The following is a 24053-nucleotide window of genomic DNA, read 5'->3' on the forward strand; positions in this document are numbered from 1 at the left end:
GATTTACCTATCGACCCGAAATAGAGCGGTGCGCTAGAGTAAGGCATGAACTGGCATACCTGTCATACAACACGATATCTATAACAGGATAGGCGATGGCGCACCAACCGCCAGTCGCGCACCATTTTTAACGACTCACTTATGACTGTTCCATTATCACTGTTCCATTATTACTACAGGAGGCACGCATGAACCCACTTTCCCTGACTGACGCCGTTCCCAATGACCTGGATAACGCGCTGCTGGTTGGCCGTGTATGGCTGGATAGCCCGCATGCTGGCCCCGCACTGGTTACCGTGCACGATAGCCAAGTCATTGATATCACCGAGCTTGGCCCGACCATGGCCGACCTGCTTGAACGCGACGACCTGCTGGAAGTTGTTAAACGCGCAGAAGGTAAGCCGCTGGGCAGTTTGGAAACACTCTTGGCTAATTCCCAGTCGTCTCCAGCGCAAGCGCCCTACCTGCTCGCCCCTTGCGATGTGCAGGCGGTCAAAGCGTGTGGCGTCACTTTTGCAGTCAGCCTGATGGAGCGAGTAATTGAGGAGCAAGCAGGTGGCGATCCCGCCCGTGCTGACGAGCTGCGTGACGACTTGCAGGCACTGATCGGCAGCGACCTTTCCAAGATTGCACCGGGTTCTGAAGAAGCGATGGCGCTTAAAAAAGCGCTACAGGCCCGCGGCGGCTGGTCGCAATATATGGAAGTTGGCATCGGCCCCGACGCGGAGGTATTTACCAAAGCTCAGCCGCTCTCCTCGGTGGGTTTTGGCACCCCGGTAGGTTTACACCCGTCATCTCAATGGAATAACCCCGAGCCGGAAATTGTCCTGGCAGTCGATAGCCGTGGTCAGGTGCGTGGCGCGACCTTAGGCAACGACGTCAACTTGCGTGACGTTGAAGGTCGCAGTGCGCTGTTACTCGGCAAGGCAAAAGATAACAATGCCTCCTGTTCTATTGGCCCGTTTATTCGCCTGTTTGATGACCATTTCGATATCGATAGCGTGCGCAACTGCCAGGTATCGCTGCGTATTGAGGGTGAAGATGATGACTTTCTACTCCAGGGTGAGAGCGATATGCGCGAAATTAGCCGCGATCCGCTGGATCTGGTCAGCCAAACCATCGGCGACCACCACCAATACCCGGACGGCTTTATGCTGTTCCTCGGCACTATGTTCTCGCCCATTCAGGATCGCGACGGTAAGGGCCAAGGTTTCACTCATCATATGAATGACCGCGTCACTATCGCCACCCCGGCCCTGGGCGCCCTGGTCAATAAGGTAGGTAGAAGCGATCAGCTGCCGCCCTGGACCTACGGTATTCGCGAGCTGATGCGCCACTTGGCACGCCGCTAATACTCCTCTTATCAATCAGTACGCCACCCACCTCAACGCCAAGGAGAGCACAATGACAACCATCACTCGCGTCGAGATTCAGGATATCCGTTTTCCCACCTCGCGTTCTCTGGATGGCTCGGATGCCATGAACGCCGCGCCGGATTACTCCGCCGCCTACGTCATCCTGCACACCGATGACGGCAGCCCTGAAGGGCATGGGTTAACCTTTACCATTGGTCGCGGCAACGAGATTGTCGTCACCGCCTTGCAGTCGCTGTCACCACTGATTGAAGGGCGGTCACTTGCCTCAATTACCGACAATATGGGCACCTTCTGGCGGGAAATTACCGGCGACAGTCAGCTGCGCTGGATCGGCCCCGATAAAGGCGCGATTCACCTAGCCACCGCCGCCATCGTTAACGCCGTGTGGGATATGTGGGCGAAAAACGAAGGCAAGCCGGTGTGGAAACTGCTGGTAGATATGACGCCGGAACAGCTGGTGCGCTGCCTCGATTTCCGCTTTGTCACCGATGCGCTAACCCCGGAAGAAGCGATCTGTTTACTGCGCCGCCAATCCTCCGGCAAAGCCGCCCGGGAAGCCGAAATGCGCAGCGATGGCTACCCTGCCTACACCACCTCCGCGGGTTGGCTGGGCTACAGCGACGAGAAAGTGCGCGGCCTGGCCCGGGAAGCGCTGGCGGAAGGCTGGACCCATTTTAAGCAAAAGATCGGCGGCGATATCGAAGAGGATGCCCGCCGGGCGGCCCTACTACGCGATGAGATCGGCTGGGGCAACGTGCTGATGATGGACGCCAACCAGGTGTGGGAAGTCGACGAAACAGTCACCAAAATGCGCCGCCTAGCGGAATTTGACCCGCTGTGGATTGAAGAGCCCACCAGCCCTGACGATATTCTCGGCCATGCAGAGATCCGCCATCGCGTCGCGCCGATTGGTGTTGCCACCGGCGAGCACTGCCACAACAAAGTGATGTTTAAGCAGTTCTTCCAGGCCGATGCCATCGACTATTGTCAGCTCGATGCAGCACGCCTGGGTGGGCTTAACGAAGTCATTCTAGTGGTGCTGATGGCCGCCAAGTTTGGCGTACCGATTTGCCCTCACGGTGGTGGCGTTGGGCTTTGCGAATATACCCAGCATATCTCACTGTTCGACTACATCGCAGTATCCGGTAGCCTTGAGGGCCGTGTGCTTGAGTATGTGGATCACCTTCACGAGCACTTTATCGACCCGGTGGTCATCAACCGAGGCCGCTACCAGGTACCCGAGGCGCCGGGTTACAGTATTGCCATGCACGCTGCGTCCCAAGCACAGCACCGCTTCCCAGAGGGCGCGGCCTGGCAGGAAGAGCATTAATGACCGAGACGACCACCTTTTTAGATGAACTGACCCACCTGCTCGGCGAGCGCGGTCTGCTGCGCAAGCCGGACGCCATGGCCCGCTACGTCAGCGACTGGGCGGGCGACACATTAGGCATGCCGTTGGCCGTGGCCCGCCCGGCCAGTACCTTGGACGTCGCCGAAGTCGTTAAGCGCTGCTATGAGCAAGGCGTCGCCATGACGCCCCAAGGTGGCCATAGCGGTTTGGTGGCAGGTGCCTTGCCCGCCGCTAATGGTCAGGAACTGGTGATCAGCTTAGAGCGCTTAAATAGCGTGCGCGCGATTGACCCGGTTAACTTCACCATCACGGTAGACGCGGGCTGTATTCTTGAGAACGTTAAGCTAGCGGCAGCTGAGCATGATTGCGACTTCCCGCTCTCGCTAGGCGCACAAGGCAGCTGTCAGATTGGCGGCAATATCGCCACCAACGCAGGTGGGCTTAACGTGCTGCGCTACGGCATGATGCGCGAGCTGGTGCTGGGGCTTGAAGTAGTCCTGCCCGACGGGCGCGTTTGGGAAAGCCTGAACGCGCTGCATAAAGACAACCGCGGTTACGACCTTCAACAGCTGTTTTTAGGCAGCGAAGGCACCCTGGGCATCGTCACTGGCGCGGTGCTCAAGCTCTCACCGCGCCCGACCCAAAACCGTACCGCACTGCTTGGCCTGCCCTCTGTTCAGGCGGTGATTGATCTTTACGGTTTGGCTCGCCGCGACTGCTGCGACCTATTGACCGCTTTTGAGCTGATCCCCCGCCGCTGCATTGAGCTAGCGATCGAAGCAACGCCTGAGCTGCGCGACCCGATGGAGAGCGCCTACCCCTGGTACGTGCTAATGGAAGTTGCGGCTACGGGCCCGATAGATTTAGGTGCAATGCTGGAACAACTGCTGGAAACCGGCATGGAGCGCGAGCTGGTGCTGGATGGCGCCCTGGCCTCTAGCGACACTCAATCCGCCCAGCTATGGCAGTTCCGCGAAAGCATGCTGGAAGGCCAGCGGCGGCGCGGCGAGCACTTGCGCACCGATATCTCAGTTCCTATCTCGGCAATTCCCGACTTCGTCACACGTGCAACCGAAGTGGTCATGGCCGCTTCTTCCGAGTGCGAAATTATCGCCTACGGCCACGTAGGCGATGGCAATCTGCACTTCAATATTCTGCCGCCTATCGCTATGGCGAACAGTGATAAGAAAGCCCACCTGCATGATCTGGAGGAACAGCTGTTTGAAGTGCTCGACGACTTCCACGGCAGCATCAGCGCCGAGCATGGCATTGGCCGCACCAAACAGGCACCCTACCTGGCGCGGCTATCGCCGATTGAGCTAGAGATGGTCAGCGGTGTTAAGGCACTGTTCGACCCCAAGGGGCTAATGAATCCAGGCAGGATTTTGCCTGCGGGGCTTTCCCAACAGGCAAAGTCGATGGTCAATACCCCATAATATCTGGTAGCCAAGTGGCTAACCCCGGCACAGCGATTAGTAACAAAATAGTGGCGATAATCGGCAGTAAGAACGGCATGATAGCCGTAACGACCTGACCGTAGCGCAGCCGGGTAATGCCCACCATTAAAAACAGCACGGTGCCGAAGGGCGGCGTAATCACCCCCACCGAAAGCGTAATCACCATCACGATACCAAAGTGAACGGGATCTAATCCGGCACTGAGTGCCGCTGGCACCACAATCGGGGTGAAAATCAGGATGCTTTCAATCACCGACATAAAGCAGCCAATCAGCAGAAAGAACAGCGCAAAGCAGAGCAGCAGTGCAAACATGGGCATATCGATGCTGGCGACCTGGCCCGCCAACGCCTGGGGGATGCCCATGCGCACCAGAATCCAGCCATAAAAACTGGATACCGCAATAATCAGCAGGATCACCGCGCTAAACATCAGGGTGCGGCGGAAGGCACTGTAGAGATCCCGCCAATTCAAATCCCGATAGATCAAGCCACCCAGAATGACCGCATAGAGCGAGGCAATCGCACCAGCTTCCGTCGGCGTGAAAAAGCCGCCCCAAATGCCACCGACAATAATCGCCGGCATCATCAACGGCAGAATTGCACGCTTACCAGTGCGGGCCACTTCACAGGCATCAAAGGGTGTTGGCTTGGGCATCACCACCTTGCCCGTGGTTGCCAGCAGAACCGTCATGCCCATCAGCAGCAGCGCCATCAAAATACCCGGCAGCAGCCCCGCCATAAACAGCCCGCCAATACTTACATTGGCCAGCCAGCCATAGACGACTAGCGCGATGCTGGGCGGTAGAATCGGCCCGATAACGCTGGAGGCAGCGGTGATACCTGTGGAGTAATCCAGCGCATAGCCACGCTCTTTCATGGCCTTGATTTCGATGCTACCAAGGCCTGCGGCATCAGCCACAGCGGTGCCTGACATGGTGGCAAAGATGGAACTGGCCACTACGTTAGCATGGCCAAGGCCGCCCTTGGTAAAGCCCACCAAGGCAGTGGCGAAATCAAAAATCCGCGTAGTGGTGGAGCCGATATTCATAATATTGGCGGCCAGAATAAACAGCGGAATCGCCAACAGCGTAAAGTTATTGAGCGTTTGCACCATACGTAGCGGCAAAAGCTCGACAGGTAAACCGCCAGTCCCGGTAAATACCAAGGCGATAAACGAGGTGACGCCAATAGCGACGACTACCGGCAAGCCAATCGCCATTAGCACTAACAAGCCGCCGACAAAAATCAGTAGTTCGGTCATGGTTTGGCTATCTCCTCTGTACGCTCCTCTTCGAGGGAGGCCTCCAACCACGCCACCGGTCCACGCAGGGTTTGCCACAGAGCAATCAGCGCCATGCCCGCAAAGCTGAAGAAAACACCGTAGTAGAGGTAACTAAAACTGATGCTTAACGAGACCGTTTTATTATTGGCGCTCATATCCGACATGATCCATGCGCCCCACGCAGCGAGCAGAAAAAAACCGCAGGAAATCAGCGCTGTGAGCCGATATTGGATGTTTTTACCCAGCCCTGAGAGCTTGTGACTAAACAGATCTACCACCAGGTGCTCGCTGCGCACCCACGCCGATAATGAGCCAAAGCCAATCGCGTAAATCGCCAGCATTGACGCCACTTCTTCGGTCCAGGGCATACCTAGCCCCAGCAGGTCACGGGCAATAACGGCCGCCACGATTAGCAGCAGAATGGCCGCCATTAACGCTACGCCCACCCCATCGCATAGCCGGGTGACGCCGCGCAGCGTGTAGAAAGCAATTCGATCTGGCCCGTTACTGGGCGCTACCGCATCTTCCACAGAAGAACTCCTTACCCTGACGTCTTTTTGGTCGTCTATGAAACTACAACGACGGCCCCATGGGGCCGCCGCGATTTCTGGCCAGCACGCTTTACTCGCTGTCGTTACCCAGCGCATCTTCACGCACACCGTCGGCCATGTCAGCCATAACACGATCGATGGCCGGTAACGCCGCTTCGCGGAAAGGCGTCACATCCGGCTCAATGACGGTCATCCCTTCATCCTGAAGTGCTTCCAGATAGAACTCGTCAAGTTCACGCTCTTGCTCTGAACCGTATTGACGAGCTACGTCGATCGCCTCTTCAATCAATGCCTGGTCATCGGCTTCTAGGCCATCCCACCAGCGCGAACTGGCCACCCAGCTCCACGGAAACTGTACGTGGCTGGTCATAATCAGGTAGTCCTGTACTTCCCATAGGCGACGGGTATAGGGGGAGGAGAGCGAGTTCTCGTGGCCATCTACCTGGCCGGTTTGCATGGCGAGATAAATCTCTGGCGCAGGCACGTTCACTACCTGAGCGCCGATCTCTTCCCACACTTCCAGCCATACTGGCAGCGAAGGCAGGCGCAGGCGGAAACCATCCAGATCAGCCGGCGTGTGTATCTCCTTGTTAGCGGTCATGTGGCGGGGCCCGCGGTGCTGCAAACCAAAATACTTCAGGCCACCCTGGCTTTCTGCTTTCTCAACCAGCGCTTGGCCGGAAGGGCTCTCCATATAGGCGTCTACTTCATCCCAGGTGGTGAACACAAAGGGAACCGTAATGGCGTCGTATTCAGGCGCATACTGCTGGCGCCAGTTACCACCGGTAATGGAGAGCTGGGTTTGGCCCAGATTCAGCAGTTCCAGCACGGCGTTCTCACCGCCCAAAGAACCGGCTAAAAAAGGACGCACTTCAAAGCGGCCTGGTGCCTGTTCCTCTAAATATTCAGCAAAGCGTTCAACGGCGGCGCTTTCCGAACCGCCTTCGCTCATAGTGTTGTTGACTTGAATTTCGATCGGATTAGCCAAGACGAACGGGGCCGTCGTTAGCATGCCTAGGGTAGCCAGCGTGGCAAGTAGTTGTTTCCGCATGGGAGGACTCTCTACGATTGTCGTTATTGGGTGTGATGCTGGTTTGATCTTGAAACAAGCTGCCCAGTGTCTCAAATCGACGTTCGAGAAGGCTGGCTTCGTCAAATACGATGGCTTGGCTTTAGAGTATGCTCCCATTCCGGCTATGTTGGGTGAGGTGGTCGACTAAATGCCGAGCTGTGACTGGAAGCGTGGCGTAACGGCGCATGCCAATGACCAACTCCCGCTGAGCCCATGGATCGCTGAGCGGAATGCTTTTGAGCTGCAAATCGCCCAGATCACGATAGATGGTCTGCTCGGGAAGTACCCCCACACCCATGCCGTGGTGAATCATGCGGCAAATAGCGTCGAAGCTGCGTACCTGAATGCGCATATGCAGCGCTTTGCCGGCCAGATTGGCCTTTTCATTCAATAGCGATTGCAGCGAAGCGTCCTGCTGTAAGCCGATAAAATCAAACGCCAGCGCTTCGTTAAAGGCGATGCTTTCACGCTCTGCCAAGGGATGGTCAATGGGCGTCATCAACACTAGCCGATCATGCCGATAGGAGAGCTGCTGCAGGTCGGGCGCCGCCACATGCCCGGCGAAAATGCCAATGTCGGTTAGCCCATCGCGAACCGCGGCAATGATTTCACTGCTGACCCGCTCTTGTAGATCAATTTTGATTTCCGGATAGAGGCGGGAAAAGGCGCTGAGATCCTGAGGAAGAAAGGCAATAATTGCCGAGGTATTGGAGTGAATGCGCACATGGCCGCGCACGCCCTCACCATATTCGCTAAGCTCTGCGTTAAGGCGTTCAATGTTATCCATAATACGCCGAGCATGATGTAGAAATGCTTGGCCTGCGGGGGTCAACTCCACGCCTCGAGGGCGACGATAGAGCAGCGTTGTGCCCACCAGCGCTTCCAGGTCGCTTATACGTTTGCTCACCGCGGCAAGCGCCAAATGTTCGCGCTCGGCAGCCGCCGTCAGACGCCCCTCATCCGCTACGGAGATAAACAGTTTAAGGGTGACGAAATCGAAGCGGCGCATGTAACGGACTCCTTTAAAGCAAGCTCACTATGGTAGCCCACACCTTCGCCAGCCACGAACCCTTTGTTACCGATTGCCTAATTGTCGCCCCTGATCAGCTCACGCATGCTGACAAGTAGTGATACACCAATGATAAGAGAGAGCCTTAATGAATGCTTCCGAAGCGCGCCAGCTTCCGCTACAGGGCTTAAAAGTGCTCGAGCTTGGCCAACTGATTGCGGGGCCATTCGCCACTAAGCTGCTGGGCGAATTCGGTGCCGATGTGATTAAAATTGAGCCGCCCGGCACTGGCGACCCACTTCGCAAATGGCGAATGCTGGAAGAAGGCACCTCGCTGTGGTGGCATGTGCAAACCCGCAACAAGCGCTCTGTGGCGCTGGATTTACGCAGCGAAGAGGGGCAAGGCCTGGTGCGCCAACTCGCCGCCGAGGCCGATGTAGTGGTGGAAAACTTCCGCCCCGGCACCTTAGACAACTGGGGGCTAGGCTGGGAAGCGCTCTCCACACTCAACCCGCGGCTGATCATGGTGCATATTTCCGGCTACGGGCAAACGGGGCCCTACCGCGACAAGCCTGGCTTTGGGGTGATTGGCGAAGCCATGGGCGGGCTGCGTTATCTTACCGGTCAGCCGGGGGAGCCTTCCGTGCGCGTGGGCGTGAGCATCGGCGACTCGCTTTCCGCGTTGTACGCCGTCATCGGTACACTACTCGCTCTTCAGGAGCGCACCCGCAGCGGCCTGGGCCAAGAGATCGACGTTGCCCTGTATGAATCAGTATTTGCGATGATGGAGAGCCTGCTGCCGGAGTTCGATGCCAGCGGCCAGGTGCGCGAACCCAGCGGCAGCGCCCTGCCCGGCATTACCCCATCAAACGCCTACCGATGCCAGGGCGGCGATTATGTGCTGATTGCCGGTAACGGCGACAGCATCTTCAAGCGCTTGATGGGCGTGATTAGTCGCGATGACCTCGCCAACGACCCGGCGCTGGCCCATAACGATGGGCGCAGCCAGCAAGCCGAGATGATTGATGCGGCGATTCAGGCGTGGACGGAAGATCGCCCTCGGGATGCCATTCTGCAAGCCCTGGATGAGGCCCGCGTTCCCGCAGGCTACCCCTACACTGCAGAAGATATCGCCCATGACCCCCACTATTTAGCCCGCGAGATGATTCAAACCTTTACCCGCCCCAACGGCAAACCGCTCAAAGTTCCCGGCGTGTTGCCTAAGCTTAGCGCTACCCCTGGGCGACTTGGCGGCGGCGGCCCGGCGCTTGGCCAGCATACCGACGATGTTTTGGATGAGCTGGGCATTGACCACGAAACCCGCGCCAAACTACGCCAAGCGGGCATTATCTAGGAAGTTTATTATGAGCCAGTTATCACCCTGCCCCGCCAAGATAGAGATCAACGAAGTTGCTCCCCGGGACGGCCTGCAGATAGAGGCACGCTTTGTGCCCACAGAAGACAAAATTCGCTGGATCGATGCGCTCTCCGCCACCGGGCTACGACGTATTGAAGCAACGTCGTTTACGTCGCCTAAAGCGATCCCCAACCTGCGTGATGCCGCTGAGGTGGTGACCGGCATTCAACGCCGGGAGGGCGTCGATCTCACCGTACTGGTACCCAACGTAAAAGGCACCGAACGGGCGCTGGCCTGCCAAGTGGATGAGATCAATCTGGTGATGTCTGCCAGTAATAGCCATGGTTTGGCTAACCTGCGCATGACGCCGGAACAATCCCTTGAACAGTTCGTAGCTATTTTGGAACTGACACAGGGTAGCGGCGTTTTTATCAATGCATCGCTTTCCACGACCTTCGGTTGCCCCTTCGAAGGCGAAGTGCCCGAAGCGCGGGTACTTGAGCTCATTGAACAACTTATCGGCCTTGGCATTCAGGGAGTTACTCTCTGTGACACCACTGGTATGGCCAACCCTTCGCAGGTCAAACGCCTGTGTGAAGCAGTGCTTAAGCGCTGGTCAGAAACACCGTTCACGCTGCACTTCCACAACACCCGCGGAATGGGGCTGGCCAACGCGCTAGCGGCATGGCAGGCGGGCATTAGCCGTTTTGACTCATCACTAGGCGGGCTGGGCGGCTGCCCCTTCGCCCCCGGCGCCAGCGGTAATGTATGCACCGAAGATTTGGTGCATATGTTTGAGGCCATGGGCGTCGATACCGGCGTCGATTTGGATGCCCTACTTGAGGTCGCCGCCACCCTTCCCGACCTTATCGGCCATGATGTGCCGGGGCAGGTGGTAAAAGCCGGGAAATCGACTCAGCGTTATGCGATGCCATAAGTTCATGCCTAAAGCTCACGTCTAATCGTTAGGCAGGCCCAATCACATGCTTCACTTCCAGATAAGCACTTAGCCCCCAAGGGCCTAGTTCACGCCCAATGCCGCTGCGCTTGAAGCCGCCCCAGCCGGTTTCGGGGAGCACCAGCTGCTCGCTGTTGTACCAAATGCTGCCCGCTTTCAGTTGCCGCCCAATGCGTTTTGCCCGCTCGGGGTCGCCGCTAATCACCGTGGCTGCCAGACCAAAGACGCTGTCGTTGGCAAGCTGAACCGCCTCGGCTTCGCTTGCCACGCTGTGTCCGCAGAGCACCGGGCCAAAAATCTCTTCCTTCCACAAGCGGCTTTCCACCGGTACATCGCGATAAAGCGTGGGGGACAGGAAGTAGCCTTGAGCGGGCAACGTGCGGTGTTGCGCATCGCGCACGACCGTTAGCCCTTCCTGTTCGGCCAGATCCAGATAGCGCTGCACGGCGTCGCGCTGCTTGGCGCTGGTCAACGGTCCTAAATCCGTACCTTCGGCAACCGGGTCGCCCAGCGTCAGCGCATCCATACGCTCGGCAAGGGCTGTGTAGAGTGCTTCGGCCACGTCTTCGTGCACCAATAAACGCGAGGTCGCCGAACAGATTTGCCCGGCGTTGAAGTAGATACCGGCCATTACCCAGTCGGCGGCCTGGGCGGGGTCGGCGTCTTCCATCACCAGAATCGGTGACTTTCCGCCTAGTTCCAGAGAAACGCTGGCGGTACGGGCGCTTGCCGCTTGCATCACCGCTTCACCGACGCGGTTGCTGCCGGTAAAGGAAATTTTATCCACATCCGGATGGTTGGTCAGCGGTGCACCGATGCCCTCACCGTCGCCGTTTAGAAGGTTGAGCACCCCAGCAGGTAGGCCAATCTCTAGGGCTATTTCTGCCAGCACCCGCTCGGGGAGCGGCGTAACTTCGGACGGTTTAAGCACCGCGGCACAACCGGCCGCCAAGGCGGGCGCCAGCTTCCAGGCGCTGGTCACCAGCGGGAAATTCCACGGCGCAATCAGCCCTACCACGCCCACGGGGTCGTGATAGGTACGCGCCTCGACGCCTTCCATTTCCACACTGACCAATTCGCCCTGGCGGGCATCCAGTGCCTTGGCCTGCCCGGCGTAGTAGCGATAGCAGGCAATGGCATCGTCTAGATCGATCTCCGCTTCTGCAAGCGGCTTGCCGTTGTTGGTCGCTGAAAGCGTGATAATCGAGTCTCGGCGCGTTGCCAGTGCATCGGCAAACCCCTCAAGGTATTTAGCCCGTGCGGTTCCGCCCAGCGCCTGCCAGGCGGGCTGCGCCAGCTTTGCGGCTTTGACGGCGGCGTCGACATCCGCGGCGTCACCTGCCGTAACCTGGGCAATCCGCTCTTCGCGGAAAGGATTCATTACGTCGAGCAGGCGAGTGCCCGCCGAGGGCACCCATTGGTTGTTGATGAATTGGTGGTCAACAACCGAAGGGTAATCGGCCTGGGAGGTCATGGGCATAATCGTGGCTCCTTTAGAGGTCGTGTTGGCGAAGCCAATCATCGATGAGCGTTGTGAGATGCTGGCCGCTAAAGCTGGGGAAATGGCCGCCGTGGACGGTGCGGACGGGCAGCTTGCGCAGCCGCCGCATGCTGGCAGCGTAGTCGGTAAGATCGCTGTGCCAGAGGTCTTCAATGAGCGGGCCATCGTAAATCAGATCGCCCGAGATCAGCGTCTGGGTGGCCGCCTCCCACAGGGCGATGCCGCCGGGGGAGTGGCCCGGCGTATGGATCACCTCCCACTGACGGTTCCCCAAGTCCAGTATTTCGCCATCCGCCAGCGGGCACACCTGCTGCGGTGCCGTGATGCGGTAGCGCGTGTGCGAATAGGGTTCGGGAGGTAGCGCCTCAAACATGTCATCGCTGAGAAACTGGTCAGCCAGGGTGCTCGTGTTATCGGGTGAGGCCAGGATGTCCGCCTCAGCGGCATGCACATGGCAACAGCCAAACTCGTGGGCGGCGCCGATATGGTCAAAGTGCGTGTGGCTGGCAACCGCCAGCAGGTCACGCTCGGCAAGCTGCGCCACGTGCTGACGTAGCGGCACTGCGCCCAGCCCAAAGTCCACGACCATGCCGCGCTTGCTGCCCTGCACATGCCAGATATTGCAGCGATAAAACGGCTTGATCCACGGTTCATCCACTAGGGTGATACCGTCCGCCTTAGGGGTAGTACGGTACCATTGCTTTTCACTGATACGTTGAAGGCTCATGCAGCCACCCGTTTCCCGGCAACTGCCTTACTGACCACGAAATAGAGCGCGCCAGTGATCACGAATACCGGCAGCGACGCGCCAAAATCAAGTGGTGCGACCCAGTTCCAGTAGTAAGCCAGTAACGCCCCGACCGCGTAGCTGCCCAGCGCCAGCCAGTTGAAGGCGGGAAGGCTATGTTCAGCCTGTATCAGCTGTGCTGAGGTATAACGCTGGCGACCCAGCAGGTAGTAATCCACGATCATCAGCGAAAAGGCCGGAATAAAGACGCTGCCGATAATCAACAGAAAGGTCTGGAACTGATCGAGAATGCCAGGGATGAGCGCGCCCACCACCGATACCACGCCAATGATCAACGCCGGTTTCCAGAACGGCACATTGGGACGCACGCTCATGAATGAAAGCGTCGCGCTGTAGACGCACATCACGTTGGTGGTCAGCACCGAAAAGAAAATCACCAGGGCGGCGGGCAGGCCGAAACCGAAGCCGCTGAGCAGGGTCGTCGGGTCGTAGGTGGGCTCCATACCCACGCTGATTGACAGCGCTGACACCGTGGCGCCCAGGCCCATCGCTACCAGCGTTGCCACCACGTAGCCGCCCCAGGTGCCCACCACAGCGGCTTTTAGCGAGCGGCAGTGGCGGTTGTAGTCCGCCGCCAATGGAATCCAGGAAAAAGCCGTCGCGACCACAATATCGAACACCACGCCGCCGCCCAACACGCCTTCGGGTTCCAGCTGGGTGATGCTTGGCAGATCGTAATGGCGATTAAGCGCGAACAGCACCACCGCCGAGAGCCCCAGCATCAGCAAGGCCGCTATCTTCTCGACTTTCTCGATCCCCAGATGGCCACGCAGGGCAATCAGCACCACCAGTGATTCACAGATGACTGTGAAGAGCGCGACATTGGAGTAACCGGTCAGTCTTTCCACGGCGTAGTCCAGACTCATGCCGGCGAGCAGCGCCTGGATCCAGCTCCAGGCAATCAGCGCCAATAGATTCACCCAGGCGGGGAAATTAGCGCCTTTTCTGCCGAAGGTGCCCCGCGCCAGCACCATGGTGGTCATGCCGGTTTGCTGGCCCATCACCCCGATCAATACTAGCGGGATAATCCCTACCGCTGAACCGATCAATATCAGCAACATCGCATGCTGAAAGGTCAGGTCAGGGACTAAAAACATGCGGTCAGGATGGTGGTGACCACCACGTTGGCGCCGAGCCACAGGGCAAAGGTTCCCGGCAGCCCAAGGCTGTGTTCAACGTCGTCGGCAGATAGGGTGTCCTGGCCGAGCACATGGTTATTCTTCATTGTTATCTCCTGGTGACATCAGGTTTTTCTGCCAGGCAGTAGCGTCAATTTCGATCAGTAGAGGCCCGCTGGTTTCCCGGTTGGCGAGCGCCTTGGCAAGTTCCGCGGGGCTTTCTACCAGTACGCCGGGACAACCAAAGCCCTCGGCCAGGGTGAGGAAATTGGGCGCCTGAATATCCACGCCCAGGCGCGCCACACCGTTGGCATCCATATAGCGACGAATCTCTTCGTAACCAGCGTTATGCCACAGCACAATCACCACGGGCAGGCGCTCTTCTACGGCGGTGGCGATTTCCGAGAGCGTAAACATCACCCCGCCGTCCCCCACCAGTGCCACCACCGGCAGATCCGCTCGCGCTAACTGTGCGCCCAACGCCGCCGGTAGACCATAGCCCAAGGTGCCGTAACCCGTTGAGGCATTGAAATAACGCCTGGGCGCGGGCTGGCTGACCAGGTGGTTGCCGGCGTATACCGGTGCGGTGGAGTCGCCCACTAGAATGGCATCAGGTAGGTGCTCGGCAAGCATTGCATACAGCGGCACAAAGTCGCTAAAGGCCGGATCGTTTTCCAGATTCAATGCGCTCAATACGGCAGCGGTTCGCTCAGTGCCTTGGCGCTTCAGCGGCTCGGAGAGGTGGTCAAGAAGAAGCTCAAGGCTACGCCCAGCGTCGCCGACTAAACCCAGGGTTACGCGCTGATTGCGCACCAACTGCTCTGGGTCGAGATCGATACGAATCAACGTGCCGTTGAGATGAAAGCCACCATCAAACACAACGTCGTAATCGGTCTCGCCAAGTTCGGTGCCCACCGCCAGAATCACATCGGCGTTGGCCGCCAGCTCACGCACCGCGGGCAACGCTGCATTGGCACCCAAATCCAGCGGGTGGTCACGGCCCAGCAGGCCTTTGGCGTTGATCGTGGTCACCGTGGGGGCATCTAGCTTGTCGACGAATGCTCGCGCTGCTTCTGGGGCTGAAACGCAGCCACCGCCTAATAGCACCAGGGGCTGTTTCGCCGCGTGTAACAAGCGAGCGGCTTCGGCAAGCCCTTCTGGATCAGGCGCGGCGCGGTAAAGCCTAGGCGCCTGCCAACTCACCGGCGCGTTCACCGGTGCATTGAACAGATCGATGGGAATTTCGATGTGCACCGGGCCCGGCCGCGCGCCGTTGAACACGGCAAAGGCGCGGGCCAGCACCTCGGGTAGCGTATTGGCGTTCAGCAGCGTGTGGCTGAACCTCGCCACGCCGCTGATCATCTGCTGCTGGCTGGGCAGCTCGTGCAGCCGCCCTTGGCCCATGCCCAGCGTATCGCGACGATTCACGCTGGAGATCACCAGCATGGGGATCGAGTCCGCCAGGGCCTGGCCCATGGCGGTCGCTATATTGGTCATCCCCGGCCCGGTGATAATCAGGCACACACCCGGCTGGCCGCTGGCCCGGGCATAGCCGTCGGCCATAAACCCTGCGCCCTGCTCATGGCGTGGCGTGACATGCCTCACATCGCTGCCTTCCAGGCCGCGGTAAAGCTCCACCGTGTGCACACCGGGGATACCGAACAAGGTACGCACCCCGTAAGTATCGCGCAGCAGGTGAATCAGCAGTTCGGCACAGGTCATCGTCGCTTGATTGCTCGTTACATCAGTATTCGTTGCATCAGCGTTCATTACAGGCCCCTTAGAAGAAAAACGTATGGGCCATAAAGGCAATGATCGGCAGCGTAATGGCCGTACGCAGCAGGAAGATGGCGACCAGCTCCCAGAGCTTAATAGGGATTTTCGACTTGAGCAGCAGTGCGCCAATTTCCGACATGTAGATCAACTGGGTGAGCGACAGGCAGGCAATCACAAAGCGGGTGAGTTCGCTTTCGATATTGGTCGCCAGCACCGCGGGCAGGAACATATCGGCAAAACCCACCAGAGTGGCAGGCGCCGCCGCCTCTGCTTCAGGAATCCGCAGCAGCTCAAGCACCGGTACCATGGGGTAGGAAAGCCAGGTAAATAGCGGGGTAAATTCCGCCAGAATCAGTGCCACCGTACCAATAGCAAAAACCAAGGGCAGTAAGCCGAGGAAAATATCCATCACGTTGAGGAGCGCCAAACGTGCCAGCTCACGGGGCCCAGGAGCTCCAGCGGCACGATTAGTGGCCTGAACCAAGCTGTAACGAAACAGGCCCACTTTTTCAGTGCGCTCTTCGCTCAACTGGCAGCCTACGGGCTCGTAATAGTCATTGGATTTGCGCGACAGCGGCGGCAGGCGAGGCACAATCACCGCAGCGATCAATCCGGACACCACCACCGTAAAGTAGAACTGCACAAACAGGTGGTTGATATCCACGAAGCTGGTAACGAGCAGCGCAAACGCAATCGACACCACGGAAAAATTGGTGGCAATCACCGAGGCTTCCCGGCGGTTATAGAATCCCTGCTCGTACTGCTGCGTGGTGATCAGCACGCCGACGGTGCCCGAGCCCATCCAGGAGGCAGTGGCATCGATGGCGCTGCGCCCCGGCAGGTTAAAAATCACCCGAAACGGCTTACGTACCATGCTGCCGATGAACTCCATAAAGCCAAACTCGACCAGAAACGGCAGCAGCAGCGCGGCAAAGAAAAAGAAGGTGAGCAGTACCGGCGCCAGGTCATTGAGCATCACGCCACCGGTAAAGGAAGCAGTCACGAACTCAGGCCCGAACTGAAAATAGGTCATCACAGCAAAAAGCGCGCCTAATACGCGCATCGCAAGCCACACCGGGCCAACATGAAACATTTCGTGCAGCATGCCCTTTTTGGCCCAGGAAGGGTTAGCTAGCTTGGTGTAAATCGTCGCTACCACCGACAGGCAGAGCACAACGACAGCAATGGCCGGCAGCGCCGAGCCCAGCAAAGCCTGCAGACTATCGGCCATGAGCCCCATGCCGATATTGATGGTATCGCCCACTTGAAAAGGGACGAGAAACAGCAGCACCCCAATTAGCGATGGAATGATAAATTTCAGTAAGTGCGCGCGGGGTATCGGTGCCGACGAGGTCGGCTGTTCCGATTTAACGTTGCTATACGACATAGGGGTCACCCATTGGAAGTGATTATTGGAGGTGGCTGGCGGCGTAGCTAGGTCAGTACTTTTTTATTTAGTCGCTATTTCTTTGTTAGCCATTTGGTCGGCGTCACTCGCTGTGTTTAACGCCCGGCAGTACGCAGAGCATTTCATACAGCAGCGTGGCGCCCATCAGCGCGGTGTTGCCGCTGGGATCATAAGGTGGTGACACTTCCACTAGATCGCCGCCGACAATATTCAGCCCAGCGGCACCGCGAACCAGCTCCAATCCTTGGGTAGAGGTCAGCCCGCCCATTTCCACCGTGCCGGTGCCGGGGGCAACAGAAGGATCCAGGCCGTCGATGTCGAAACTGATGTACACCGGAATATCGCCCATCTGCTCACGCACCTCGGCCATCAAGGGCGCTAGCGAGCGATACCAGCACTCTTCGGCGGGAACGACGCGAAAGCCCTGGTCGCGACACCAGTCAAAATCTTCAGCGGCATAGCCGGTACCGCGCAGTCCGATTTGCACTACCTTTCCATGGGCCAATAAGTCCTCCTCCTGGGCGCGACGAAACGGCGTGCCGTGGGCAATTGGCTCGCCGAACATGTGCTCATTGACATCGGCGTGGGCATCAATATGAATCAGCCCCACCGGGCCGTGTTTTTTGGCCATGGCGCGAAGAATTGGCAACGTCAGGGTGTGCTCCCCACCCAGGGTCAGCGGAATGCAATCGTGCTTGAGCACGTCGTCATAGAAGGCGGTGATGATGTCGACGCTTTTTGGCAGATGAAAGGTGTTGATAGGCACGTCGCCGATATCGGCCACCTGCAGACTTTCAAAGGGCGCTGCGCGGGTCGCCATGTTGTAGGGGCGCAGCATGCGCGACTCGTCGCGAATCTGGCGCGGCCCAAGCCGCGTACCGGGGCGGTTTGAAGTACCGATATCCATGGGAATACCGATAAATGCCGCATCCAGACCCTCGGCTGTCTCTTGGGTGGGCAGGCGCATCATGGTGGCAGGGCCTGCAAAGCGCGGCATGGTGTTGCCGCCCAGGGGCTGATTAAACTCCGACATACACATCTCCTATATTTTTTGGCGGTGAGCATGGTGTAGGTATTGGCCTAGCTCTTTTCACTACTCTTCTAAAGACATTGCACAGACCATGCCAAGTCGTAGATGCCTATAAAGTGGTGGGATTAGCGACCGAACGATGCAAAAATGAATCAGCCAGGTGCTTTTTTAATTCATTCTTGAATCAAAGATTCATAAATGAATCACTCAGAGGAGTCGGCTGCGATGAGTGAAATAGATAAACGCGTGCTGCGAACCATTGTGGAGACCGCAAACGACCACTTCTTTATCGTCAGTGGCGATGGGCAAATAGTCGATATTAGCCCAGGAGCCGAAGCGGTTTACGGGGTATCCAGAGAGGAGCTGCTCTCTAGCAGTGTGCAGCAACTGCAAGCGGCCGGGGTGCTCAAGCCCTCCATCACCATGGAAGTAATGCGCACCCGTCGGCCTGCGCAGATTATGCAGGTCACCGGCACGGGCCGCCGGGTGATCGCCGAAGCCTACCCTGTATTCGTCGACGGCAAGCTGGAGCGCATTATCAGCCGCTCGCGGGACTTAACCGACTTGCAGCTATTGCAGGACGAGTATGCGCTGCTACAAAAACGCTTTAGCGAACACTTAAAGCGCAGTCAGGCAGCGCCAGACGCGGAAGAGCAGGCGTTGGATGACGCCCTGGACAATTTGCAGGTGCGCAGCAGCGTGATGCGTGAAATTGCGCTACTGCTTAAGCGGGTCGCCCCTTCGGATGCCAACGTGCTGATGCTGGGTGAATCAGGTGTGGGTAAAACCGCCTTTGCCAAGCAGCTACACCGCTGGAGCCAGCGCTGTGACGGCCCCTTTATTGACGTTAACTGTGCGGCGATTCCAGAGAATCTGTTTGAGTCCGAGATGTTTGGCTACCAGCCCGGCGCTTTCAGCGGTGCCGCTCGCCAGGGCAAAGCCGGGCTGTTAGAGCAGGCCGAGGGCGGCACGCTGTTTTTGGATGAAATAGGCGAGCTGCCGCTGCTAATGCAAACCAAACTGCTCAAGGTGATCCAGGACGGTAGTTTGACCCGACTGGGTGACACCCGATCACGCAAGGTCAATTTTCGCTTGGTCGTGGCGACCAATCAGGATTTGGGCAAGCAAGTAGAGGCCGGACTTTTCCGTCTGGATCTTTACTACCGCCTCAATGTGATCCCGGTCACCCTGCCGCCGCTGCGTGACCGCCGGGAGGATATCCCCGACCTGGTTGAAGCGTGTTTAAACCGGCTCAACCAGCGCTATGGCCGGCAAAAAATTCTTGATACCCGCGTTTGGTCGACGCTGATGGGCAGCGAATGGCCGGGTAACGTCCGCGAGCTGGAGAACTGGCTAGAGAGAGCCTGGCTTTCCAGCCCCACCGATCAAATCGAGGAGCCCACCACACTCCCTCACGCCGAACAGCATCCGGCCAACTTGCCGAGCGCCTCGCCAGCAAGGTCGGCAGTAGCACTCGAGCCCCAGGAAACCCTCAAGCAATACCTAGCGCGGCTGGAGCGTGAAACGCTTGAAGAGCTGTGCAACACACTCCCCAGCACCTACGCCATTGCCGAGCGGCTGGGCATCAGCCAATCCAGCGTGGTGCGCAGGCTTCAGCGCTATGGCATCAAAGTCGCCAGGTGATTTTCTGCTTGACACAACGGCTGTCATCAACCATCCATGTAAGTGTCATGAAACGGCAACACCTTCAACACAAGCTGAACCAATAACAACCAACAGCCGGTGATGTGTGTGCTATGTCAAACCAATCGCGAATACGCTTAGAGGGCGTCACTAAACGTTGGGGCGCCTCTGCGGCTGTCGATGGTATCTCGTTTGATGTGACCCCAGGGCAGTTTGTCATTCTGCTCGGCCCTTCAGGCTGCGGTAAATCCACCACGCTTCGCATGATTGCAGGCTTGGAAGAAGCCAGCGACGGCCAAATTCATATTGGCGAACGCAACGTCACACGCCTGCCGCCCGGCGACCGTGGGCTAAGCATGGTATTTCAATCCTACGCCCTGTTTCCGCACTTAAGCGTTGCCGACAATATCGTGTTTGGCCTGCGCAGCCGCAAAGTTCCCAAAGATGAACAGCGCCAGCGACTGGCGAAAGTCGCCGAACTGGTCGATTTAACCGAGTACCTAGATCGCAAACCTGCCCAGCTTTCCGGCGGCCAACGCCAGCGGGTTGCTTTGGCGCGCTCGGTTATTTCCGAACACCCTATCTGCCTGATGGATGAACCGCTATCCAACCTCGACGCCCGGCTGCGCAGCGACATGCGCCGGGAAATCAAAGCATTACAGAACCGCCTGAATATGACGGTTATCTACGTTACCCACGACCAGGTGGAAGCCATGAGCATGGGCGATCGTGTGATTCTGATGCAGCATGGCAAAATCGTGCAGGACGGCACCCCAGACGAGCTCTATAACCGCCCCGCTAGCGCTTTTGCCGCTAGCTTTATTGGCAGCCCCGCGATGAACTTGCTACCACTCGTTAAAGGTGAACAGGGTGCCGTTATCGAAGGCGAACCGAGTACCCCCGTAGCCTCCTTGGATGCCGCTGGTGGCCACTTGGGCATCCGCCCGGAAGATGTCGAGCTGCGAATCGCACCCGGTTCCGGCGTACCCGCAAACGTATTAAGTGAAGAGTATCTGGGAGCGGACACCATTGCTTATGTCGCGGTGGGGTCGCACACCCTACGCGTGCGGCTTAGCGGCAAGCAGGCACTGACAGGCCAGCCATGCAGCCTCTATTGGACTTCAAAGAATACACACCTTTTCGATGCCGACGGCCTGCGGCGGGACGACCTGACACCGACCCCCTTACCCAGCTCATCTCGAAGCGTTCCTCGTCCACCGGCGGTGGGCTCTTTCCAACACTGACAGCAGTATTGACACTTGCGGAGTCTCTTATGCGTTTGCGTACCCCTTTTGCAATGACCGCCCTGGCAGCGGGCTTGTTAAGCGCCGCCCAGGTAAACGCGGATAGCGTCGATCTGACCATGTACTACCCGGTCGCGGTGGGCGGTGCTCTCACCGACGTCGTTGATAACCTGGTGGAAGAGTTTGAGAGCGAATACCCCGATATCAACGTGGAAGCGATCTACGCCGGTAACTACGACGACACCCGCGTGCGCGCCATGTCGGCAATGGAAGCGGGTGAAACGCCGCAACTGTCGGTCATGTTCTCCATCGATCTGTACGAGCTGATTGAGCAGAACGCCATCGTCGCCTTTGACGACCTGGTTGAAACCGATGAAGAGCGTGAATGGCTCGATGGCTTCTATCCAGGGCTGATGGAAAATGGCCAACTGGATGGCAAAACCTACGGCATCCCCTTCCAGCGCTCCACCATCGTACTGTTCTGGAACAAAGACGCCTTTGAAGCCGCCGGCCTAGACCCCGAAACACCCCCGGAAAACTGGGAAGAGATGGCCGAGATGGCCGCGACCGTGCGCAAAGCCGCCAACGGCGAGCAGTGGGGCGTGATGGTGCCGTCGACTGGCTACCCCTACTGGATGTTCCAGGCCTTTGCCTTTCAGAACGGCCATCGGCTAATGAGCGAAGACGGCACCGAGGTCTACTTCGACGACCCCGCAGCGGTTGAAGCACTGGAGTACTGGGTGTCACTGGCCACCGAGCATAACGCCATGCCCGACGGCACCATCGAGTGGGGCACCCTGCGCCAGAACTTCCTTGAAGAGTCCACGGCAATGATGTGGCACACCACGGGCAACCTGACAGCCGTACGCAGCGAAGCCAATTTTGATTTTGGCGTCGCCATGCTGCCGATGAAAACCCAGCGCGGCAGCCCCACCGGCGGCGGAAACTTCTATATTTTTGAAGACGCCACTGAAGAAGAGCAGCGCGCAGCAATGACCTTTATTCGCTGGATGACAGACCCCGAGCGCGCAGCAGCTTGGTCAATTGAGACGGGCTATATGGGCGTTAGCCCCGCCGCTTATGAGACCGACGCGCTGCAAAGCTACGTGGAAGAGTTCGCGCCAGCAGCGGTCGCCCGCGACCAGCTTGAACACGGCACGGCGGAGCTTTCCACCTACCAGGGTGGCCGCATTCGCCGCGCCTTGGATAACGCCGTGCAGGCGGCATTAACCGGTCAAATGACGCCGCAAGAAGCGCTTAGTCAGGCGCAGCAAGAGGCCGACAGCGTGTTGCGCCGCTACGCCCGCTAATCGTTAGAATTTTACTCTTCGCCGGGGCATGCCCCGGCTTTTCCAACGTGCGGTACGTCTCTATGTCATTCACCAACCACCGCAAAATGCAGCTCTACGGCGCGCTTCTGCTGCTTCCCGCTGCGCTACTGCTGACGACGTTTGCTTATTTACCAACCGTTACCACGGTCATTAACAGCCTGTTTTTACCCGGCTTTCGCGGTGCACCCACTGAATTCGTAGGCCTTGAAAATTATCAGGTATTGTTCGATGACCCGACGTTTTGGAAAGTAGCCCGTAACAACTTAATCTACGCCGTCGGTACGATTCCTACGTCTATCGCGCTGGCCTTGGGTATGGCGCTGTTCGTCAATGGCAAGCTTCGCGGGCGGGGCTTTGTGCGCATGGCCTACTTTACGCCGACGATTCTACCCATGATCGCCGCGGCCAATATCTGGATGTTTTTCTACGCGCCGCAGATTGGCCTATTCAATAAACTGCTCGGCATGCTGGGCTTTTCCGGGGTGAACTGGCTGGGCGATCCCAGCGTTGCGTTAAGCTCGGTGATCGTGATGTCGGTGTGGAAAGAAGCCGGCTTTTTTATGATCTTCTACTTGGCGGCGCTACAGAGTATGCCACCAGAGTTAAAAGAGGCAGCTGACTTAGAAGGCACTAGTCGCTGGAGCTTCTTCTGGCGGGTCACCTTTCCGTTGCTGATGCCCACCACGCTATTTGTGCTGATCAATGCGCTAATCAATTCGGTGCGGGTAGTCGATCACCTATTTATCTTGACCAAGGGCGGGCCCAACAACGCCACCAACCTGCTGCTCTATTACGTCTACGAGAATGCGTTCTCGTTCTTTGACCGCACCACGGCTGCCACCATTACGGTGGTTATTCTACTGGTGCTCGCGGTAGTGGCCACGCTTAAGTTCACGATTTTAGATCGCAGGACGCACTATCAATGAAGTCGACTACTACCTATGCGCCCCGCTCCCGTTTCGTCTCAATTCCAGCGCTGGAAACAGTGGCCGCGTGGCTACTAGCGATTATTTGGATTTTTCCACTGCTGTATGCCTTTTGGGCTGCCTTCCACCCCAGCGAGTTTATGGTGAGCTTTGAGCTCTTCGCCCCGCTGACACTGGAGAACTTCACTAACGCCTGGTCTCAAGCGCCCTTTGCCCGCTACTACCTGAACACCTTTGCGCTGGTGACAGGGGTGGTGATCGGTCAGTTTGTGGTCTGTACCCTGGCAGCGTTTGCCTTTGCGCGCTTTCCGATTCCCGGCAAGAACATATTATTTATGCTGGTGCTGATTCAGCTCTTTGTGTTCCCCGAAGTGCTGATTGTCGAGAACTACCGCATCGCCAGTGAGCTGGGACTGATCAACACCATCACCGGGATTGGCCTGCCCTATGTGGCCAGCGCCTTGGGTATTTTTCTGCTCCGCCAAACCTTTAAAACCATCCCAAGGGAGCTGGAAGACGCCGCCCGCATCGAAGGCTGCAACTGGCTGGAAATTCTCTGGAAGGTCTACGTACCGCTAGCCAAGCCCACCTACCTTGCTTACGGGCTGGTCTCAATTAGTCACCATTGGAACAACTTTATCTGGCCGCTAGTAGTTACCAACTCGGTAGAGAGCCGCCCGTTAACGGTGGGGTTAGGCGTTTTCTCTGCGCCAGAAACTGGGGTTAACTGGGCCACCGTTAGCGCCGCCACGCTGTTAAGTATCGCCCCACTGCTCATTGCCTTTTTGCTTTTCCAGCGCCAGTTCGTGCAGTCGTTTTTAAGGGCCGGGATTCGCTAGGCTGACGCCCCTCAC

Annotated in this window: 21 protein-coding genes; 10 read left to right on the top strand and 11 right to left on the bottom strand. The window is 57.8% G+C overall.

What is annotated here, in order from left to right; genetic code table 11:
• The first annotated feature begins 188 nt into the window (after nucleotides 1-188).
• The 3 genes from U738_RS11865 to U738_RS11875 are packed head-to-tail and all read left to right on the top strand — an operon-like array spanning nucleotide 189 to nucleotide 4163.
• Nucleotides 189-1352: a fumarylacetoacetate hydrolase family protein gene (locus tag U738_RS11865; protein ID WP_035580659.1), complete on the top strand. Its 1164-nt coding sequence runs from the start codon at nucleotides 189-191 to the stop codon at nucleotides 1350-1352.
• Between the two features lie 52 nt (nucleotides 1353-1404).
• On the top strand, nucleotides 1405-2706 hold the full coding sequence (locus U738_RS11870; protein WP_035580661.1) for an L-fuconate dehydratase: 1302 nt from the start codon (nucleotides 1405-1407) through the stop codon (nucleotides 2704-2706).
• Entirely contained in the window at nucleotides 2706-4163 is a 1458-nt protein-coding gene (locus U738_RS11875) for an FAD-binding oxidoreductase (RefSeq protein WP_035580665.1), read from the top strand. Before U738_RS11870 ends, U738_RS11875 begins: the two co-directional genes overlap by 1 nt.
• Here the strand turns inward: U738_RS11875 and U738_RS11880 are convergent.
• The 4 genes from U738_RS11880 to U738_RS11895 form a co-directional block, all read right to left on the bottom strand.
• Nucleotides 4150-5445, bottom strand: a complete 1296-nt coding sequence (locus U738_RS11880) for a TRAP transporter large permease (RefSeq protein WP_035580668.1) — start codon at nucleotides 5443-5445, stop codon at nucleotides 4150-4152. The two genes, U738_RS11875 and U738_RS11880, sit on opposite strands and share 14 nt — an antisense overlap.
• Entirely contained in the window at nucleotides 5442-5996 is a 555-nt protein-coding gene (locus U738_RS11885) for a TRAP transporter small permease (protein WP_035580671.1), read from the bottom strand. The genes U738_RS11880 and U738_RS11885 overlap by 4 nt, the downstream gene beginning before the upstream one ends.
• A 91-nt stretch (nucleotides 5997-6087) precedes the next feature.
• Nucleotides 6088-7068, bottom strand: a complete 981-nt coding sequence (locus tag U738_RS11890; protein WP_035580674.1) for a TRAP transporter substrate-binding protein — start codon at nucleotides 7066-7068, stop codon at nucleotides 6088-6090.
• Nucleotides 7069-7189: 121 nt separating this feature from the next.
• Nucleotides 7190-8098 (bottom strand): LysR family transcriptional regulator, encoded by a 909-nt coding sequence (locus U738_RS11895; protein ID WP_035580677.1) that lies wholly within the window; start codon nucleotides 8096-8098, stop codon nucleotides 7190-7192.
• Nucleotides 8099-8246: 148 nt separating this feature from the next.
• On the opposite strand from U738_RS11895, the gene U738_RS11900 reads away from it, so the two are divergent.
• Both U738_RS11900 and U738_RS11905 read left to right on the top strand, forming a co-directional pair.
• A complete protein-coding gene (locus U738_RS11900) occupies nucleotides 8247-9452 on the top strand; it encodes a CaiB/BaiF CoA transferase family protein (RefSeq protein WP_035580680.1) in 1206 nt (401 codons plus the stop codon).
• Nucleotides 9453-9462: 10 nt separating this feature from the next.
• Complete coding sequence (locus U738_RS11905; protein ID WP_035580683.1) at nucleotides 9463-10392, top strand: hydroxymethylglutaryl-CoA lyase; 930 nt, start codon at nucleotides 9463-9465, stop codon at nucleotides 10390-10392.
• A gap of 28 nt (nucleotides 10393-10420) precedes the next feature.
• Here U738_RS11905 and U738_RS11910 read toward each other — a convergent pair whose 3' ends face one another.
• The 7 genes from U738_RS11910 to speB all read right to left on the bottom strand — a co-directional run bounded on the left by U738_RS11910 (nucleotide 10421) and on the right by speB (nucleotide 18057).
• Entirely contained in the window at nucleotides 10421-11893 is a 1473-nt protein-coding gene (locus U738_RS11910) for an aldehyde dehydrogenase family protein (protein WP_050713085.1), read from the bottom strand.
• A 13-nt stretch (nucleotides 11894-11906) separates the two neighbouring features.
• Nucleotides 11907-12641, bottom strand: coding sequence for an MBL fold metallo-hydrolase (locus U738_RS11915; RefSeq protein ID WP_035580685.1), 735 nt, complete (start codon nucleotides 12639-12641; stop codon nucleotides 11907-11909).
• The gene (locus U738_RS11920; RefSeq protein ID WP_231896806.1) at nucleotides 12638-13861 is read right to left on the bottom strand and encodes a purine-cytosine permease family protein; all 1224 of its coding nucleotides are present in this window, start codon (nucleotides 13859-13861) and stop codon (nucleotides 12638-12640) included. The genes U738_RS11915 and U738_RS11920 overlap by 4 nt, the downstream gene beginning before the upstream one ends.
• The gene (locus tag U738_RS23595) at nucleotides 13810-13947 is read right to left on the bottom strand and encodes a hypothetical protein (protein WP_231896805.1); all 138 of its coding nucleotides are present in this window, start codon (nucleotides 13945-13947) and stop codon (nucleotides 13810-13812) included. Before U738_RS23595 ends, U738_RS11920 begins: the two co-directional genes overlap by 52 nt.
• Nucleotides 13937-15610 (bottom strand): 5-guanidino-2-oxopentanoate decarboxylase, encoded by a 1674-nt coding sequence (locus tag U738_RS11925; protein ID WP_235208643.1) that lies wholly within the window; start codon nucleotides 15608-15610, stop codon nucleotides 13937-13939. The genes U738_RS23595 and U738_RS11925 overlap by 11 nt, the downstream gene beginning before the upstream one ends.
• Nucleotides 15611-15620: 10 nt before the next feature.
• Entirely contained in the window at nucleotides 15621-17003 is a 1383-nt protein-coding gene (locus U738_RS11930; protein WP_035580687.1) for a YjiH family protein, read from the bottom strand.
• A 103-nt stretch (nucleotides 17004-17106) separates the two neighbouring features.
• Entirely contained in the window at nucleotides 17107-18057 is a 951-nt protein-coding gene (gene speB / locus U738_RS11935; RefSeq protein WP_035580690.1) for an agmatinase, read from the bottom strand.
• Nucleotides 18058-18279: 222 nt separating this feature from the next.
• Between speB and U738_RS11940 the strand changes: the two genes are divergently transcribed.
• The 5 genes from U738_RS11940 to U738_RS11960 all read left to right on the top strand — a co-directional run bounded on the left by U738_RS11940 (nucleotide 18280) and on the right by U738_RS11960 (nucleotide 24038).
• Nucleotides 18280-19698, top strand: coding sequence for a sigma-54 interaction domain-containing protein (locus tag U738_RS11940; protein WP_035580693.1), 1419 nt, complete (start codon nucleotides 18280-18282; stop codon nucleotides 19696-19698).
• Between the two features lie 113 nt (nucleotides 19699-19811).
• A complete protein-coding gene (locus tag U738_RS11945; protein ID WP_035580696.1) occupies nucleotides 19812-20942 on the top strand; it encodes an ABC transporter ATP-binding protein in 1131 nt (376 codons plus the stop codon).
• 29 nt (nucleotides 20943-20971) lie between these two features.
• A complete protein-coding gene (locus tag U738_RS11950) occupies nucleotides 20972-22252 on the top strand; it encodes an ABC transporter substrate-binding protein (protein ID WP_035580698.1) in 1281 nt (426 codons plus the stop codon).
• A gap of 62 nt (nucleotides 22253-22314) precedes the next feature.
• Nucleotides 22315-23199, top strand: a complete 885-nt coding sequence (locus tag U738_RS11955; RefSeq protein ID WP_035580701.1) for a carbohydrate ABC transporter permease — start codon at nucleotides 22315-22317, stop codon at nucleotides 23197-23199.
• The gene (locus tag U738_RS11960) at nucleotides 23196-24038 is read left to right on the top strand and encodes a carbohydrate ABC transporter permease (protein WP_035580705.1); all 843 of its coding nucleotides are present in this window, start codon (nucleotides 23196-23198) and stop codon (nucleotides 24036-24038) included. The genes U738_RS11955 and U738_RS11960 overlap by 4 nt, the downstream gene beginning before the upstream one ends.
• Nucleotides 24039-24053 lie beyond the last annotated feature (15 nt).

Origin of the sequence: Halomonas sp. TG39a, assembly GCF_000744395.1 — a bacterium.
Lineage (GTDB): Bacteria > Pseudomonadota > Gammaproteobacteria > Pseudomonadales > Halomonadaceae > Vreelandella > Vreelandella ventosae_B.

Bases quoted from the DNA above. Each gene is read 5' to 3' on its own strand.
- U738_RS11865 (WP_035580659.1), top strand. From the start codon at position 189: ATGAACCCACTTTCCCTGACTGACGCCGTTCCCAATGACCTGGATAAC.
- U738_RS11870 (WP_035580661.1), top strand. From the start codon at position 1,405: ATGACAACCATCACTCGCGTCGAGATTCAGGATATCCGTTTTCCCACC.
- U738_RS11875 (WP_035580665.1), top strand. From the start codon at position 2,706: ATGACCGAGACGACCACCTTTTTAGATGAACTGACCCACCTGCTCGGC.
- U738_RS11880 (WP_035580668.1), bottom strand. From the start codon at position 5,445: ATGACCGAACTACTGATTTTTGTCGGCGGCTTGTTAGTGCTAATGGCG.
- U738_RS11890 (WP_035580674.1), bottom strand. From the start codon at position 7,068: ATGCGGAAACAACTACTTGCCACGCTGGCTACCCTAGGCATGCTAACG.
- U738_RS11895 (WP_035580677.1), bottom strand. From the start codon at position 8,098: ATGCGCCGCTTCGATTTCGTCACCCTTAAACTGTTTATCTCCGTAGCG.
- U738_RS11900 (WP_035580680.1), top strand. From the start codon at position 8,247: ATGAATGCTTCCGAAGCGCGCCAGCTTCCGCTACAGGGCTTAAAAGTG.
- U738_RS11905 (WP_035580683.1), top strand. From the start codon at position 9,463: ATGAGCCAGTTATCACCCTGCCCCGCCAAGATAGAGATCAACGAAGTT.
- U738_RS11910 (WP_050713085.1), bottom strand. From the start codon at position 11,893: ATGCCCATGACCTCCCAGGCCGATTACCCTTCGGTTGTTGACCACCAA.
- U738_RS11915 (WP_035580685.1), bottom strand. From the start codon at position 12,641: ATGAGCCTTCAACGTATCAGTGAAAAGCAATGGTACCGTACTACCCCT.
- U738_RS23595 (WP_231896805.1), bottom strand. From the start codon at position 13,947: ATGAAGAATAACCATGTGCTCGGCCAGGACACCCTATCTGCCGACGAC.
- U738_RS11925 (WP_235208643.1), bottom strand. From the start codon at position 15,610: ATGAACGCTGATGCAACGAATACTGATGTAACGAGCAATCAAGCGACG.
- U738_RS11930 (WP_035580687.1), bottom strand. From the start codon at position 17,003: ATGTCGTATAGCAACGTTAAATCGGAACAGCCGACCTCGTCGGCACCG.
- speB (WP_035580690.1), bottom strand. From the start codon at position 18,057: ATGTCGGAGTTTAATCAGCCCCTGGGCGGCAACACCATGCCGCGCTTT.
- U738_RS11940 (WP_035580693.1), top strand. From the start codon at position 18,280: ATGAGTGAAATAGATAAACGCGTGCTGCGAACCATTGTGGAGACCGCA.
- U738_RS11945 (WP_035580696.1), top strand. From the start codon at position 19,812: ATGTCAAACCAATCGCGAATACGCTTAGAGGGCGTCACTAAACGTTGG.
- U738_RS11950 (WP_035580698.1), top strand. From the start codon at position 20,972: ATGCGTTTGCGTACCCCTTTTGCAATGACCGCCCTGGCAGCGGGCTTG.
- U738_RS11955 (WP_035580701.1), top strand. From the start codon at position 22,315: ATGTCATTCACCAACCACCGCAAAATGCAGCTCTACGGCGCGCTTCTG.
- U738_RS11960 (WP_035580705.1), top strand. From the start codon at position 23,196: ATGAAGTCGACTACTACCTATGCGCCCCGCTCCCGTTTCGTCTCAATT.